We start from the raw sequence: 15,561 nt of genomic DNA, 5'->3' as shown, positions 1-15,561 counted from the left end.
ATTTCTGCAGAGGCGGTCTGCGGCGATGTCGGTTGCATCGCTGCGTCATTCGGTGAAGCCTTACAGGTGCTGTGGCCCACGTCACGGCTCCCTTCGAGGTGAGGACCACCGATGACGTCACCCGCCGAACAGGCTGCGGCCGACCAGGCACCGGCCGAGAAAGGGCTGGCCCGCGTAGCGCAAGCGCTCGCCAAGGGGACCGAGAAGTGGTTTCCCGACGCGTACATCTTCGCTCTGGTCGGTGTGGTGGTCGTGGCTGTCGCTGCGTTCGCGAACGGGTCGTCTCCGCAGAATGTGGTCGACGCGTTCGGAAACGGCTTCTGGGACCTGACCGCCTTCACCCTGCAGATGGCGATGGTCGTTCTAACCGGCTACGTCGTGGCCACCTCTCCACCGGTCGCCAGATTGATCACACGGTTGGCGCAAGTGCCCAAGAGTTCAACCAGCGCAGTCAGTTTCGTGGCACTGCTGTCCTGCTCGGTGTCGTTCCTGAACTGGGGTCTGAGCTTGGTGTTCGCCGGTCTGCTCGCCCGAGCCATCGCGCGGCGGGACGATCTGAGGACGGACTACCGAGCACTGGGGGCTGCGGCGTTCATGGGACTCGGGGCCGTGTGGGCGCTGGGAATGTCTTCCTCGGCCGCGCAGTTGCAGGCGACGGCAAGTTCGCTTCCGGCGACGCTGCTTTCGGTCACCGGTGTACTCGACTTCGGAACCACCATCTTCACGTGGCAGTCGTTGCTGATGTGCGTGATCATCATCGTTCTGACGGTCGTCATCGCGCACGTGTCCGCCCCCAAGGGTGCCGCGATCAAGACTGCCGCAGACATGAAGGTCGATCTCGACGACACCGTCGCCGAGCCTGCTCCGCGCAGCAGGCCGGGTGAGTGGCTCGAGTACAGTCGCATTCTTCCGCTCTTCGTCGGCGCAATGACCCTGGGATGGCTTGTCTCCCAACTGTTGACGCTGCCAGTGCTGTCGGTGGTCAGCAGCCTCAACGGATATTTGTTGGTGTTCCTGATGCTCGGGCTCGTGCTGCACGGCACCCCGCGCCGCTTCCTCGATTCGGTGAGCAAGGCTGTCCCTGCGACCGCAGGCATCCTGGTGCAGTTCCCGCTGTACGCCGCGATGGCCGCCATGTTGACCAAGGCGGAGGGCCGGGGAGGCGTCACGATCTCCGAGCATCTCGCGAACTTCTTCACCGACATCGGCAGCGGCGGCGGCTTCGCGGTGGTCATCGCGATCTACACCGTCGTACTCGGGCTCTTCGTCCCCTCGGGCGGCGGCAAGTGGCTGGTCGAAGCGCCGTACGTGATGCAGTCGGCGACGGACGTGCAGATGAATCTGGGCTGGACCGTCCAGATCTACAACGTGGCCGAGGCGTTGCCGAATCTGATCAACCCGTTCTTCATGCTGCCGCTGCTGGCCGTCCTGGGCCTGCGAGCGCGAGATCTGATCGGATTCACGTTCCTGCAGTTCATCTTCCACTTCCCTGTGGTCCTGCTGCTCGTGTGGCTTCTCGGTATGACCTTCGACTTCGTGCCGCCGGTCATCCCGGCCCAATAGCAGCCCGATATGATCGTCACCGCTGGAGCGAGAGTTCAGCGGTGGCCCCTATAGCCCAATTGGCAGAGGCAGCGGACTTAAAATCCGCACAGTGTCGGTTCGAGTCCGACTGGGGGCACAGAACAGGAGCAGCTCAGGTTTGGAGCAGACATGGTGCTTGATTGCTCGTGACTGTGCGACAGGTCGAGCATCTCGGAGAAACTGTTGCGCGAGCCTGCCTTACCGTTTGGGTGAGTCCCACCAGACCGCTCAGTGCCCTGATGTTATTAGGTCAACCACGCACTCGAGCCCACTACGTCTGACCGTGAACGTGGTTGCTCGGCGGTATCCGTATTAGTACGGATTTTCGACCGAAGGTCTGCGGTGGAGTTGAGGGGCCGTGGATGCTGAGTCGAGCGAACGGAGAGGGGAGAACCGTGTGGTTTCGACGGAAGCAACCGATAGACGACACAGCTGGCCCAGAGGTGGCATCGACCGGCGACCGGGATCCGCTGACTCCGTTCCCTGCCAATTTGGCTCATGCAATCGCGTGGGGAGCGTCGCTCGAGTCGGTGGGGTACGAGTGGCCGTCCAAAGATGACAGTCCTATGGACGGTGACACGGTCGAGGAAACCACGACGGAACTCTAAGGGTTGGTTGGCTGCCCATGGGTTCGCTGACGTGGGCCGCATGCATTCTCTTACTCAGAGGTGAACACTTTCTGAGCTGGACGGACAGACTGGCTCGGTCTCGTGTTGAGCGCCGAGACAAGTTGTGACGCTGGAGGATTGCTCGATCGCGAAGCTCGGGATGAGCGGAAGCGGCCTTCGTGCAGCGCTGCCAACGGGTCGAATGTCAAGGCTGCGAATCTGCCGGCTTTCAAAGGGATTTGGTTGGTGTCATTCGTCGTCGCGATCGAGGTCAACAGGTTGCCGGAGCGCACGATCAGTCCTTTGGACTGATGTATCTCAGCCTGAATATGTCGACGGTCGGGCATTGGTTCTTGTCGTGACGTGATGGGATCATTGCCCGTGTTTGGAGTCCTTACGAGGAGCGAAATGCACACACTCACCGGCCCGCACGTAAATCGCAGCCGGGACGGTTTCGCATCTGGGAACGGAGCTGGCCGAGGCGCGGCACGAGCGGTCGGAGCCCAGGCAGCTCGCGCGTGATGTCGATGACGACCTCTGCGTCTCGAAATTTGTTTGGCGGTCAGCACTTTGCTTGTGAGACCTACGGTGGTGCCGAATGGTTGACTTCGGTGTCATGTGCCGCGTGCGATCCACTCGGCGAGGTGGGGTACTTCGGTGCCGATTGTGGTGCCATCGCCATGTCCGGTCAGCACAATTGTTTCTTCGGGGAGGGCGAAGAGCCGGTCGCGGATGGATCCGATGATGGTGGGGAAATCGGAGTACGACCGCCCCGTGGCACCGGGACCTCCGGAGAACAGCGTGTCCCCGGAGAACAGGACACCGGCCTCGGGGAGATACAAGCACACAGATCCGGGGGAGTGTCCGGGGGTATGGATAACCTGAATCTCGGTGCCGGAGAGAGCGATTCGTTGGTGGTCGTCGAGGGTCCAGTGGGTGGTGTCGGGGTGGGTCTGTTTCCACAGGACGTCGTCGCCGGGGTGCAGCAGGATCGGGGCGTGGAGTTCTTGTCCGAGTTCGGGGGCAACGGTGACGTGGTCGTTGTGGCCGTGGGTGCACAGGACGGCGTTGACGTGACGTCCGGCGACGGCGTCGATGATCGGGGCGGCGGTGTGGGCGGCGTCGATGACCACGACGTCGGTGGCGTCGCCGATGAGGTAGATGTTGTTCTCCACCTCCCAGGTTCCTCCGTCGAGAGCGAACACGCCCGAGGTGACGACCCGCTCGATCCGTACTCCGCCTGTGCTGACGAGGGTTTCGACAGTCATAGGACAACGACGGATCGCAGGACCTCGCCAGCGTGCATGCGGTGGAAGGCTTTTTCGACATCATCGAGACCGATTCGTTCGGTGACAAATTTTTCGAGCGGCAGCCTGCCCTGGGTGTAGAGGTCGACCAGAGTAGGGAAGTCTCGTTCGGGGAGGCAGTCGCCGTACCACGAAGACTTCAACGATCCGCCGTGGGAGAAGAAATCGATCATCGGCATTTCGACGCGCATGTCCGGAGTGGGCACGCCGACGAGAACGACTGTGCCGGCGAGGTCACGACTGTAGAAGGCTTGCTTCCAGGTTTCGGGGCGTCCGACGGCGTCGATGACGACGTCGGCTCCGTGTCCGCCGGTGAGGTCTTTGACGGCGTCGATAGGGTCGACAGTCGAGGCGTTGACGGTGTGGGTGGCGCCAAGTTCTTTCGCCCAGGCGAGTTTGGTGTCGTCGCGGTCGATGGCGATGATGATCGATGCGCCGGCCAGTGCCGCTCCGGCGATCGCGGCGTCTCCGACTCCGCCGCAGCCGATGACGGCGACGGAGTCTCCGCGGCTGACGTTGCCGGTGTTGACCGCGGCTCCGAGTCCGGCCATGACGCCACAGCCGAGGAGCCCGACAACAGCAGGGTCGGCGGTGGGATCGACCTTGGTGCACTGTCCTTCGTGGACGAGGGTTTTGTCTGCGAAGGATCCGATGCCGAGAGCGGGGGTGAGTTCGGTCCCGTCTGTGAGGGTCATTTTCTGTGAGGCGTTGTGGGTGTCGAAGCAGTACCAGGGGCGGCCGCGTTTGCAGGCGCGACATTCTCCACAGACTGCTCGCCAGTTGAGGACGACGAAGTCGCCTGGGGTGACGTGGGTGACGGCGTCGCCTACGGTCTCGACGATGCCGGCGGCTTCGTGGCCCAGCAGAAATGGAAATTCGTCGTTGATGCCGCCGTCGCGGTAGGTGAGGTCGGTGTGGCAGACCCCGCAGGCCTGGACGTTGACGATGACGTCGTGGGGGCCGGGGTCGGGTATCACGATGTCGACGAGTTCGACGACGGCGTCCTTGGATCGAGCGATGACACCACGCACAGTTTCAGACATGAGCTACTTTCGAGGTCGAGTGAAATGGATTGAAAAGTGTTGTCAACCAACCTGTCCGATGAACAGGTATGAACCGAGAATACGAGGGGCGCAGTCACTCGGACACGCCGAGCAACTGCTCGAGCAGACGTTTGCGAGGATATCGGAGCGACCTGAACGCCGCGTACGTCGGTCTCCGATCGTAATTCCCTCGACTTCAGGTCATTCGAAGGAAAAGACAGTCTTGAACGCTTGGTAGGTGCCGAGAGCTTCAGGACCCAACTCATGGCCGAGCCCGCTTGCGCCGCGACCGGCGAAAGGCGAACCAGGATCAGGCAAGAAGCCGTTGATACCGATTGTGCCTGTGTTGACACGCTTCGCGAATGCGCGAGCTCGGTCGGGATCAGAGGTCCAGATCGACCCCCCAAGGCCGTAAGACGATTCGTTGGCAATACGTATCGCGTCGTCGTCGGACGAGTACGGAATTACCGAGAGGACGGGGCCGAATATCTCTTCCTGAGCAATCACCGCTTGATTGTCCACATCAGCGAAGAGTGTGGGTTCGACAAACCATCCCCTGTCGATCCCCGCAGGACGGCGACCGCCGGTCACCAGTCGGGCCTCCGATTTTCCTGTATCGATGTAGCCTTCGACGCGTTTACGGTGTTGTTCCGAGACCATGGGGCCGATCATGGTATCGGAATCCATTGGGTCACCGATGCGTAGATTCGACATGAAGGTCTCGAAGAATTCGACTACTTCTTCATATCGTGATCGGGGTGCCAGGATGCGGGTGCCGAGGTAGCACACCTGCCCGGAATGCAGAAGTGTCGACTGAAAGAGGCGTTCTCCCATACGACCGAGGTCGAGGTCCACGTCATCCATCACAATTGCTGCCGACTTACCGCCCAGCTCCAAACTCACCGGACGTAGGAGGGAGCCGCATACTTCGGCAATACGGCGTCCTACTGCCGTCGACCCGGTGAATGCGACGCGGTCGACCCCGGGATGACGGACCAAGTATTCACTGACATCGCTGCCACCCGGGATCACATTGACCACACCAGGAGGCAGCTGGGCGGCCTCGACAGCCTCAGCAAACAGGAAGGCGTCCAAAATGGTGTCGGGGGAGGGCTTGAGAACTACGGTACAACCTGCAGCCAGAGCAGGGGCAACCTTCATCGATGACAGAATCTGCGGGAAATTGAAGGGTACGATCGCCGCGACGACACCGAGCGGCTCCTTGTGTACCGTGGTCGACCCTCCGAGCAAGTGTGCATGTGTGTCGGCGATCTCGTCGCTTTCGGCCACATCCGCGTAGTAGCGAAAGACGGTCTGCGGGAAGCCGGCTTCAAGCGGTACAGCTATGGAGATCGGCATTCCGTTCTGCATGCTTACTCGTTGAGCCATATCGGCCGACCTGCGATCGAGCTCGTCTGCCAATCGTCGTATCGCCGCGGCTCGCTGTGAGGGCTGCCAGGTGGCCCAGCCCGCCGTGTCGTCGAACCCGCGACGGGCAGCGGCGACAGCAGCGTCCACATCTACCAAGCCGGCTCGAGGAACGCTGCCGATCTGCTCTTCAGTACTCGCGGATGTCAAGGTAATGGATCCGGCCGAGGAGTGACCGGGCACCCATTCACCACCGATGAAAAAACGATCGTACTGAATAGTCATGATGTGTCCTTTCGAGTTCGAGCTGACGGAACCTCGGGTTGCGTACACGTGAACGAACGTCACATATTGAGGTGCAAGCAACTTCAGTGAGCAAAACCATAGCTTCTGCGGTCGCTCTTCACTGTTCCCCATTTGGGTCAGTCTCGAGCGTGGTGTGGAGCCGGGTGGGAGATTGCTGAATGCGCTTGTCAGTCGGGGATCGCAGACATCAAAGACCAAAAAATGTTAGTACCCGTTTGGGTGACATTATGGTCTGGCCCGCGGACTTAGTCTTGGTGTTGTCGTAGTAACGCAGATGGTGCAACAACTCGGAATAAAGAAGCCGAAAAAGTGGTCTGGCTTCGTTCCGATACACAAGGAGAGCACATGGCCAAGGTAGTAAATCCCGTCGACCGCAGTTGGATCCATGAAGATGTCGTAGGGCATGCAATCGATAGATGCAAACTCTGGTACGACGGTCACGGTGTATCTTTTTCGCTGGTGAATATGCCGGCCGACCACCGACTGTCACTGCACCGGCACGATTCGTGGGTCAGTGTTTTCGTCGTCGAGGGTTCGATGAAGGTCGAATCGGCGGATAGCACACAGCATGTCGACAAAGGCGGTTACTACTTTGTCGAACCCGGCGAGGAACACGTCGAGACCTCCATCGATCCGACAACGGTCTTGATCATCAAGGCTGAGCCGAACATTCAGTACCCAATCGACTCGCCGGGAGCACCGCGCGCCGTGTGATGTCGGCATCGTGACGGCCGATTGTCGTCCAGAGCGCCCATCGGCAACTTTCCACAGTTGCCGATGGGTGCCTTGTTGTCGGCGGGTGCACATGTTTTCGGTTCCCAGTACCGATCTGTCGTCGGTTCCCTACAGAACCCACGTTTCACCAATGCGATCAGGCACTACCTCCTCGACTCGTTCGAGGAAGTAGTGCCCGAAAATTGGACGGCCGAACCGGCAGGTCGGCGACGACCTAGCTCGATCGAATCAGACCTACTTCGACCGAGTATTTACGGAAGGGTCCTGTGAAAGTGCACCGGCATGTATCGCCCTTCGGGAAAAAGCAAGTGTCACCTGGATTCAGGACCATCTTGTTGCCATCCGGTGTCGAGATCTCCAGTCGGCCCTCGATGATCCACATGTACTCATCCGACTCGAACTCGTAGTCGATCTCCACTCCCTCGGGAAACTCACCGCGTTCGAGGCGGTAAACGCCCGCGCGCACGTCCGAAGCGCCGCGGATCTCGGACAAGGACCCAGCAACTTCGTTCTCGACGTAGAAGTTCTGGTAACCCGACTCGAGGTCCTCCGCAGACGCGTAGGTGTAAGACTTCTCCATGTTTCGTATCTACTTTCCGTTGTTTTCTGCTGAAATTACCCAAAATCCGGTTTGGTTTTGGTTTTACTCGGCACCATCGAACGACGCGCACATGACAGCGTTGGTAAGTTCGGCACGGCTGTGGACTCCGAGCTTGACGAACGTTCTCTTGAGATGCTGCCGCACGGTGTTGTCCGAAATGTAAGTCTGCTCGGCTATTTGCCTATTGGTCAAACCTTGCGCAACCAATTCTGCAATCTCTCTTTCGCGTTCCGAGATCGGTAATGACCGAGGGGAGCAATGCTGCGAAATTCGCCTCACGTACAAAGTCGAGAAAACGCCGTTGGATGTGTCCGGTAACCGCTGAGACCGCACAATGAGGCAGTCCTTGTCTTCTCCCTGGCGGCGGGAGGGCAAGGGAAGTACACTCTGAATCCTCCGCCGTCCGTTCGCATTCAGATCCCTGGCATGCTGGAGTTGGGTAGATGTCACCACCGAACGCATATCGGGGTGAACCTCGAACAAGCGTCGGGCCATGTCGTTCTCGTGTAGTACTTCCTCGGCAATTGTCGCGATCGCGGCATTCTCGAGATTGTCGAGTAGCTTTTCGAAGAGTTGACCGCGTTTCTCCACACGCGAAAGCAACTCGAACCTGCCGACGGCTGCGGTCAAGTGGTTCTGCACCGTACGCATAGCTGTGTGGTCGGTCTTGCTGAACGCTCTGTCGTCTCGACGGGCCAGGTGCAACACCCCGTAGTCCCGCGTTTCGCTGACCAGCGGCACCACCATCGTCTGGCGGAAGTCGTACTGTTTGAGGATGGCGTGTGCGGTGCACGTTTCCCAGGTCGGGGTCGGGATCGCGGCATTGTCGCTCGGCCAGCCCTCGGAGAACGCCCTGGCAAAGACGGGGTCACTCTCATAACCCATGTCGCTGTAATCCTGCACCAGCCCGGCAGGCGCTCCGTATGTCGCGACTGCCCCGCTGTTCGGAGTCCCTGCTGCACCGGGCCACACGGTCAGTCCATAGGCATCCGCTGTGACAACCCCTCGAAGAGTTTTCAAAGTCGACATGCTTATGTGCTCGAAAGCCGTGGCCATTTGCAGCGCGAGTGTGAACTCGGCAAGGCAATGGTCGACGGATGCCCGCGACTCGTCTATAACGCCGTACATCATGCTCCTGTCGAGACAGGTACTGCTATCGGATGGCCGGTCGATGTTGCCCTCGATCACTTTATCGGGGTGTCGTTCGCAACGATAGCGAGCGCTGGAGTGGGGCGGCTCGCCATTATTTACAAGCAATTCTATTGGAAACGCGATATGCGCTTTCGATCGCGCCGTCGATGAATCCTTGCCAACCAGTTGCGTAGTCGGACCCGGCAAAGTGGACGTTGTCCACGCTGTTCTGAAGGTCCGCCAAGACTGCAAGTTGGTGCGTCTTGAGCATGGGCCACGTCTGCGCGGAGTACCGATCATCGACCCAGTCGTGTCCGCTGACTGCGAGGACGTCGAGATCTGGTCTGAATCGCTTCATTTGACCTCGCATTCCCTCCAGATCGTTGGGATTCAACGTCGCTGCCGATGGCCCCATGGCAGTGATGAGTGTGTCTCCTTCGTGACTGTATTCGACCTGCGCATAGTTGAGGAGGTCATTCGGTCCGCCTACGAGAACGAACGGCGTAACTTCGCCGCGTACGCGTATCCAGGTCTTCATTCCCCGTGACATCTGACCGCTTCGGGCGAGCCGAACTTTGGATTCGACTCTGTGAGAACCGAATTCGATAGTCGACAAGGCACCCCACGGTACGGTCACGACTACCTCGTCTGCGACGAGTACGTTCCCCTCCTCATCCGTGACCTCGACCTGTCCGCTATTTGTCGGCGCGACCCGGGTGACCTCAGTGTTCAATCGTAGGCTGGCTTTGGTGTCGGCCAGTATTGCGCGCGCGAGTGCTATCGTGCCGCCCGCGATTTTGTAGGTGCCGCACGCCTCGAACATCAACTCCCAGCTTCCCGATGCTGCGCTGCACCACCGCATCGCTTGCGTCAATGCCCCGGAATCCAATGGCGCGTTGAAGCACACGGACCAAAATCCGGCCAGCGCTTCGCGTTCGTCCTCGGACACTGCCGGCAGTTCCTCGATCGCGCGCCCGATGTCCATCGCGTCGAGTTCAGATGACGCACCGAAGGGCTCGTACGGCCGCGGGAAGTGCAGTCGGCTGTCACGCAGAAGTTCTGTATTTCCCTTGTCGAGGCTTTGAATGAGGTCGCCGGCGCTACCGCGGACCACTGTCCCTCCAGCTGTCCAACAGGCGTCTTCGGGAACAGGGCTCTCAGTCATCCCCAATCCGTAGCGCGTCATCTCGGCCCATATGTGGGGTTGAAGCCAGTGAATCCACGTTCCCCCGAGATCGAGGTCTCTCCCCAAACGCTCATCCGTCCATGTTCGACCTCCGATGCGGTCGCGAGCTTCGGTAACTGTGACCTCGTAACCGCGCTGGCTCAGTTCTCGGGCAGCGACGAGCCCTGCGAAACCAGCTCCGATGACTACAACGTGCGGCATATTTCCTTCATTTCATTGGTCTCGGGCGACCGACCTAGTCGCCTGGCTTCTGATCGGGTTCCACTACATTGGGGAAGTGGGCGCCTACGTCGGTGGCGGCAGGGCGGCCCGGCCCATTTCGGACCACTGCGTGAATCGGCCCGCCGGACAACGATGTGATGGCGGTCATACGCATGGGATCATCATTGTCAGGGTCCCGGTAGTGAGCAATCCGTAGATATACGGAGTGCTCGAAGGCTGATCCCGATCGGATGCAATCCCTGGTGGGGCTGTGTGACCGATTTGGGACCAGGCGGTTTGACGATCGGCACCATCGAACTCCGTCGAAGGGCAGGGCCGGTCGGTTTCAGGGCCGTCGAAGCTGCTGCGTGGGGTGCATACTCGGAACAGATTGCCGAGTGGACGCCGTGCAGACCGGACATGCGGATGCGTCCAGCCTGACGCTGTTGTAACTTTTCGGCGAAAGACAGCTCCGCTGGCCCTGATTCAGGCTTCTCCAGCACGGAGAGGTTGACGAGTCGAACAGCAGAGTGGAGGAACAGGTGTGTAGTCAGCAAACGGGCACCCTCCCTCGTCCCAACTCGAGGTACATAGGCCAGGAGCAAACGATGAAGCTCGTGGATGCCAGTCGACGATCGAGCCGGTTCACTTGTCTTACCGGGCCGGGCGGGGTCGGAAAAACTCGCCTGGCGGTCGAGGCCGCCAAGGCGTGCGAAGGTGACTACAGGGATGGGGTTGTTTACGTCGACGTGAGCTCGGTCGCGGATGCCGATGCGCTGGTCGATTCCCTCGCCAGCGTGCTCGACTTGCGAGTCGGCCCGGCTACGAAATTGCCGCTTCTGCTCGACAATTCGAGTGATCTGCAGCTTTTACTTCTTCTCGACTCATGCGAGCGGCTCGACGAACGATGTCAGAGTGTCTTGCAGACTGTGGTGTCGCAGACGTCCATCACAATCGTTGCAACGAGCCGACGATCCCTCAATGTCGACGGCGGCCAGATCATTACGGTTCCTCCACTATCGCTACCACCTCGTTCCGTCTCCATGACCATAGAACAGTTGCAGGGTAGCGAAGCCGTCGAGCTGTTCCTCGATCGAGCTCGTCTTGTTCGGCCGGGTTACGAAATTGCACCGTCTCAGGCTTATTCTGTCGCCACTTTGTGTGAACGTGTCGATGGTGTGCCATTGGCGTTGGAGATGGCCGCGTCGTGGATTCGTGCGCTATCGGTCGACCAAATCATAGATCGTATGGATGCGAACTCCGACTTTCCGCGTGGTCGACCGGGCGCAGATCCGCACCATCGGACGCTCGAGGCGCTCACAGCCGGAAGTTTCGAGCTGTGCAATCTTCGTGAGCAACGATTGTGGACGCGCTTGACCGTCTTCGACGGTTCATTCGATCTCCCCGCCGTGGAAGAAATATGCGCAGACGACTATCTCGAGCGGTCTGACCTGCTCGACTTGATTGCATCACTTGTCGACCAGTCGGTAGTAGTCGTCGATGACGCCGGCGCTCATTCGCGCTATCGTTTGCTTCACATGATTCGAGACTTTGGGAGCAGGCGGTTTTCGGGGGCCGATTCAGCCCGCGTAAGAGAAGCTCATCTCGCCTATTTCGATCAGCTTTTGTCTCGTACCAATCGGGATCTCAGTGCCGTCAGTGACGATGCCAGACTTCAATCGCTCGAGTCGAATTATGCAAATTTTACGAGCGCTATCAGATTCTCATGTTCGAGTCCCCGCACAGCGGGTACAGGGCTGGGGATGGCGGTCGAGCTCCTCTATTTCTGGTACGCGAGCGGACGGCTCACGGAAGGGCGCACGTTACTGCGCTACATTACAACTGCAAAATACTCGGCTGCCGCACCGATAGAGCAACGACAGGCGCTTTGTGTGTACGCCTATGTGGCTGTGCTTCAGAGTGAGAATCGGCTGGCCGCGAAATTGCTGCAGACGGCGGCCACTATAACTTCCGTTTCGGTCGACCCCTTCGGTCAGGCGTTGTACAGTCAAGTTCTTGCGATGTCGACGCTAGGCACGGTTCCCTTGACGGAAACAATCGACTTGCTCGACCAAACGATAGCGCTTTATGAGCGTCAGAATGATGCACGCGCAGCTATTTATCTGATGGACACGTTGGGTGTTGCCGTACTCGTCGCTGCCATCAATGGCAATTCTGAGCATGCACAGAAGCTCGGAAACCGCGGACTCGAGTTGTGCGAGTCCGTCGGTGACCTCCGTTGGCTAGGGTACATTCGTTTTTCGCTTGCTGTCGATCATTGGATGTGCGAGGACCATGCCGCTGCATCGAAAATTGTCGAGCACATTGTCGGGTATACACGAGATCGTCTTTTGTCGACCCATTGCATCGAGTTGCTCGCTTGGTGTGCGGAGCGTCGGAATAATCATGAGAAAGCGGCCACGCTCTTCGGCATCGCTGATCGATCATGGCAACTTCTAGGCGGTCAGTTTTCTGGATTTTCAATATTGCGGGTAAATCGGCTCGAGCAATACAAGCTGTGCCGTGCGGCGCTCGGTGAGATCGATTTTCAATCCGCTTACCGACGCGGCACAGAAACTTCTTGGGCCGATGTGGTTTCATTTGTTCAGTCATCGGGCTCGCGGGACGACGCCCTCGAGCAGTTGACCCGTCGCGAACGAGAGGTAGCGGAATTGATAGCCCACGGGTTGGGTAACCGTCAGATCGCGTCCCGACTGGCGATTTCGCAACGGACAGTGGAAACTCACGTCGAACACATTCTGCTCAAACTTGGTTTGAGCAACCGAACTCTGGTCGCACGCTTATGGATTCGACGTGGATAGGGGTCTGGTCGTCGGCAGATCAGCGGTGACTCTGTACAAATAAGAGAACCGAAACCAGGGCAGTCTGCGTCAGGAGCGGCTTCACGAGTCTGGAAGATCGCCGAGACCTCGAGTCGTCGATTACCCGCTGAAGGCGGGTGTACCCCTCAACATGGGGCCAGTGTGCGATAGGAAAACGGCTGTTGCTCAGGTGATGTGTAGTGCTGTGTCGACCACTGGATCGATGTCGAGCAAGTCGTCCTCGGCTTGGCCGCATCAACTACCCACTCGACACGGCATCATCGGGATCTGCGGGACAATCGAATGGGTGGCGGTGAAGAGTAGCGGTAGTCGACTGCCCGTTGTCTGCCGCGACCCAGGTTTGCGTGTTCGGATCATTCCTGCGGTGCGTTACTGTTCGGCAGATCGTATCCGATTGCAGTGCAGGTAATTTGGAGTAATCTCCCGTCGTCGACGCGCCGAATGACCTGACCTGGGTCGCGCTCTCTGGCGCAGACAAGTGCTTCAAGAGATTCATGAGAAGTATTGCATGCAATCATAATTCGGAGCTTACTTGTCTTGTTCTGTCTGCGCCCGAAATTGCTGTATGCAGTATCGAACTGGTAGGCAAAGGCTTTCAGTAAGAAGAAGGCGAATGTTGCGCCCGGTTCCGCGCGGGACCGGACGATCGTACGGGACGCACTCGCGCGCTCGCCTTCGTAGGAGGCCTCGAAAGTTGACCCGTTCGGGTGATGCGCAGTGATGGCCGCCACGCTTAGCGTCGTCGGTAACGCCGGTCATGGTGCTTCGAGAGTGCAGCAGAGTCGAGGAGTTGAAGTGAGTTCCCTTGCTATACGGAAGATTGTTTCTCATATCGAGGAAATCCGGTCGGTCGCTGGACGTTCGGACAGCGACGGCCCGATTCGCAAGGTGGCAGTCTGTGCGGTCGTCAACAATCCTTACGCAGGCCTGGGCTACGTCGAGGATCTGAGCGAGATCACCGACGCCTCGGCCGACATTGCGACCGAGATCGGCAAGCATGCCCTCGAGCTGCTCGGCAGCGAGCCCCAAAGCTATGGAAAAGCCGGACTCGTCGGATCGGCCGGTGAGCAGGAGCACATCAACGCTGCAGTGACGTCGATTTTCGGCAATGCGCTTCGTGCAGCTATCGGCGGCGGCGATGCATGGATCACATCCGTCACCAAGCCGTCAGGTGTGGACGCCGTAATCGACGTCCCATTGGCCTTCAAGGATGAGATCTGGGTTCGAAGCCACTACGACGCGGTCACCGTCCACGTTCCGGACGCGCCTCACGGGGACGAGCTCGTCATCATCGCGGCGGTCGCCAACCGTGGTCGGATCAACGCTCGCGTCGGCGGTATGACACGGGCCGAGGCTCTGAACAGGAGGGACGCGTGATGACTGATCTTGCGATCGTCAATATCGGAACGGTGATTTCCGGAGACTACGAGAACCCGTTGGTCGCCGACGCAGACACCATTCTCGCGTCGGACGGGGTCATCACTGCAGTCGGACGTCGCCAAGACCTCGAAGCGCAGGTCAACGCCGCGGCAGTCACCGTCGACGCAGTGGGTACCACTGTCGCCCCGGGTTTGATCGATTCTCACTGCCACGTCGTCCTCGGGGATTACACGCCCCGGCAGAAGACGGTGGACTTTCTCGCGAGCTACGTCCACGGTGGCATCACGAGTGTCGTCTCGCCGGGTGAAATCCATGCGCAAGGCCGCCCGCACGACGCGGTCGGAGTGAAAGCGCTGGCCATCGCCGCGATGTCGTGCTTCCGGAACTTCCACCCCGGGGGAATGACGGTTCACGCCGGTGCGGTCGTGCTCGAACCGTCGCTGACCGAACAGGATTTCGCCGACTTGCAGTCGGCCGGTGTGAGGTTGGCCAAGTTCGGGTTCGGACTGTACGAAGATCCAGCCGATGGTTATGACCAAGTTCGTTGGGCGAAGGAACACGGCATCAAGGTCATGTGCCATTCGGGTGGGGCCAGCATCCCCGGCAGCAAGCCGATCACGCCCGACCACCTGCTCTACTTGGCTCCGCACGTCTGCGGGCACATCAACGGCGGTCCTACTTCGCTCGACGCTGCAGGTGTGGACAGGATCATCGACGAGACCGAGATGGCGTTGCAGTTGGTGCAGGCCGGAAATCTTCAATCCTCACTGCGGATTCTGCACAAGGCTCACGACGACGGAAAATTCGGCCGAATCGTCATCGGGTCCGATACACCGACGGGGACCGGCGTCATGCCGCTCGGCGTTATCAAGACAGTTGCCGAGTTGTCTTCATTCTCCGGGATCGATCCGGCAATGATCTGGGCAGCAGCAACGGGAAACAATGCTCGCACATGGGATTTGCCGGCAGGATTCGTACGTGAGGGCGCTGCGGCCGATCTGGTGGTCATCGACGCACCATGGGGATCGACCCGCGACGATGCACTGGGTGCATTGAGTATCGGTGATATTCCCGGTATCACGGCGGTCATCACCGGCGGAGTCATCCGTAATCTGACCAGCCGCAACACCCCTCGCGCCGCGCGGTTGCCCGTCATCAGCCCGGAGATGCCGCATCTCGCCTCGGCCGGACACTGACTCGATCGCACCAATCCATTCCAGAAAGGAAGCGTGACATGGGCTTTCGGGTTCAATACAACATGGCCGATA

11 protein-coding genes and 1 tRNA gene are annotated in these 15,561 nt (G+C 59.3%); 6 read left to right on the top strand and 6 right to left on the bottom strand.

Features of this window, described 5'->3' with window-relative positions; all coding sequences use genetic code 11:
- Positions 1–111: 111 nt before the first annotated feature.
- On the top strand, positions 112–1,563 hold the full coding sequence (locus CH273_RS11695; RefSeq protein ID WP_032395684.1) for a short-chain fatty acid transporter: 1,452 nt from the start codon (positions 112–114) through the stop codon (positions 1,561–1,563).
- Positions 1,564–1,607: 44 nt separating this feature from the next.
- Positions 1,608–1,681: transfer RNA gene (locus CH273_RS11690), tRNA-Leu, on the top strand.
- 1,125 nt (positions 1,682–2,806) lie between these two features.
- Here CH273_RS11690 and CH273_RS11685 read toward each other — a convergent pair.
- The 3 genes from CH273_RS11685 to CH273_RS11675 all read right to left on the bottom strand — a co-directional run bounded on the left by CH273_RS11685 (position 2,807) and on the right by CH273_RS11675 (position 6,195).
- Positions 2,807–3,460, bottom strand: coding sequence for an MBL fold metallo-hydrolase (locus CH273_RS11685; protein WP_032395683.1), 654 nt, complete (start codon positions 3,458–3,460; stop codon positions 2,807–2,809).
- Positions 3,457–4,542: an S-(hydroxymethyl)mycothiol dehydrogenase gene (locus tag CH273_RS11680; RefSeq protein ID WP_032395682.1), complete on the bottom strand. Its 1,086-nt coding sequence runs from the start codon at positions 4,540–4,542 to the stop codon at positions 3,457–3,459. Before CH273_RS11680 ends, CH273_RS11685 begins: the two co-directional genes overlap by 4 nt.
- Before the next feature lie 201 nt (positions 4,543–4,743).
- Entirely contained in the window at positions 4,744–6,195 is a 1,452-nt protein-coding gene (locus CH273_RS11675) for an aldehyde dehydrogenase (protein ID WP_032396221.1), read from the bottom strand.
- Positions 6,196–6,561: 366 nt separating this feature from the next.
- On the opposite strand from CH273_RS11675, the gene CH273_RS11670 reads away from it, so the two are divergent.
- Positions 6,562–6,930 (top strand): cupin domain-containing protein, encoded by a 369-nt coding sequence (locus tag CH273_RS11670; protein WP_143546212.1) that lies wholly within the window; start codon positions 6,562–6,564, stop codon positions 6,928–6,930.
- A 235-nt stretch (positions 6,931–7,165) separates the two neighbouring features.
- On the opposite strand, the gene CH273_RS11665 is transcribed toward CH273_RS11670, so the two are convergent.
- From CH273_RS11665 to CH273_RS11655, 3 genes are all read right to left on the bottom strand, one after another.
- Positions 7,166–7,531 (bottom strand): cupin domain-containing protein, encoded by a 366-nt coding sequence (locus CH273_RS11665; RefSeq protein WP_052049595.1) that lies wholly within the window; start codon positions 7,529–7,531, stop codon positions 7,166–7,168.
- 63 nt (positions 7,532–7,594) lie between these two features.
- Positions 7,595–8,740: a LuxR C-terminal-related transcriptional regulator gene (locus tag CH273_RS27935; RefSeq protein ID WP_032395680.1), complete on the bottom strand. Its 1,146-nt coding sequence runs from the start codon at positions 8,738–8,740 to the stop codon at positions 7,595–7,597.
- A gap of 55 nt (positions 8,741–8,795) precedes the next feature.
- A complete protein-coding gene (locus CH273_RS11655) occupies positions 8,796–10,070 on the bottom strand; it encodes a flavin monoamine oxidase family protein (RefSeq protein ID WP_032395679.1) in 1,275 nt (424 codons plus the stop codon).
- Positions 10,071–10,678: 608 nt separating this feature from the next.
- On the opposite strand from CH273_RS11655, the gene CH273_RS11650 reads away from it, so the two are divergent.
- The 3 genes from CH273_RS11650 to CH273_RS11640 all read left to right on the top strand — a co-directional run bounded on the left by CH273_RS11650 (position 10,679) and on the right by CH273_RS11640 (position 15,489).
- Positions 10,679–12,892 carry an ATP-binding protein gene (locus CH273_RS11650; RefSeq protein ID WP_143546211.1) on the top strand — a complete coding sequence of 738 codons (2,214 nt, stop codon included), beginning with the start codon at positions 10,679–10,681 and terminating at the stop codon, positions 12,890–12,892.
- A gap of 816 nt (positions 12,893–13,708) precedes the next feature.
- On the top strand, positions 13,709–14,290 hold the full coding sequence (locus tag CH273_RS11645; RefSeq protein ID WP_032395677.1) for an amino acid synthesis family protein: 582 nt from the start codon (positions 13,709–13,711) through the stop codon (positions 14,288–14,290).
- Positions 14,290–15,489 carry an amidohydrolase family protein gene (locus tag CH273_RS11640; protein WP_032395676.1) on the top strand — a complete coding sequence of 400 codons (1,200 nt, stop codon included), beginning with the start codon at positions 14,290–14,292 and terminating at the stop codon, positions 15,487–15,489. Before CH273_RS11645 ends, CH273_RS11640 begins: the two co-directional genes overlap by 1 nt.
- Positions 15,490–15,561 lie beyond the last annotated feature (72 nt).

The organism is Rhodococcus sp. 05-339-2 (genome assembly GCF_002258965.1).
In the GTDB taxonomy this organism is placed as follows: domain Bacteria; phylum Actinomycetota; class Actinomycetes; order Mycobacteriales; family Mycobacteriaceae; genus Rhodococcoides.
This window is presented reverse-complemented; position numbering and strand designations above follow the sequence as displayed.

Coding starts and splice junctions, on each gene's coding strand:
- CH273_RS11695 (WP_032395684.1), top strand. CDS start 112: ATGACGTCACCCGCCGAACAGGCTGCGGCCGACCAGGCACCGGCCGAG.
- CH273_RS11685 (WP_032395683.1), bottom strand. CDS start 3,460: ATGACTGTCGAAACCCTCGTCAGCACAGGCGGAGTACGGATCGAGCGG.
- CH273_RS11640 (WP_032395676.1), top strand. CDS start 14,290: ATGACTGATCTTGCGATCGTCAATATCGGAACGGTGATTTCCGGAGAC.
- CH273_RS11650 (WP_143546211.1), top strand. CDS start 10,679: ATGAAGCTCGTGGATGCCAGTCGACGATCGAGCCGGTTCACTTGTCTT.
- CH273_RS11670 (WP_143546212.1), top strand. CDS start 6,562: ATGGCCAAGGTAGTAAATCCCGTCGACCGCAGTTGGATCCATGAAGAT.
- CH273_RS11665 (WP_052049595.1), bottom strand. CDS start 7,531: ATGGAGAAGTCTTACACCTACGCGTCTGCGGAGGACCTCGAGTCGGGT.
- CH273_RS11675 (WP_032396221.1), bottom strand. CDS start 6,195: ATGACTATTCAGTACGATCGTTTTTTCATCGGTGGTGAATGGGTGCCC.
- CH273_RS11655 (WP_032395679.1), bottom strand. CDS start 10,070: ATGCCGCACGTTGTAGTCATCGGAGCTGGTTTCGCAGGGCTCGTCGCT.
- CH273_RS11680 (WP_032395682.1), bottom strand. CDS start 4,542: ATGTCTGAAACTGTGCGTGGTGTCATCGCTCGATCCAAGGACGCCGTC.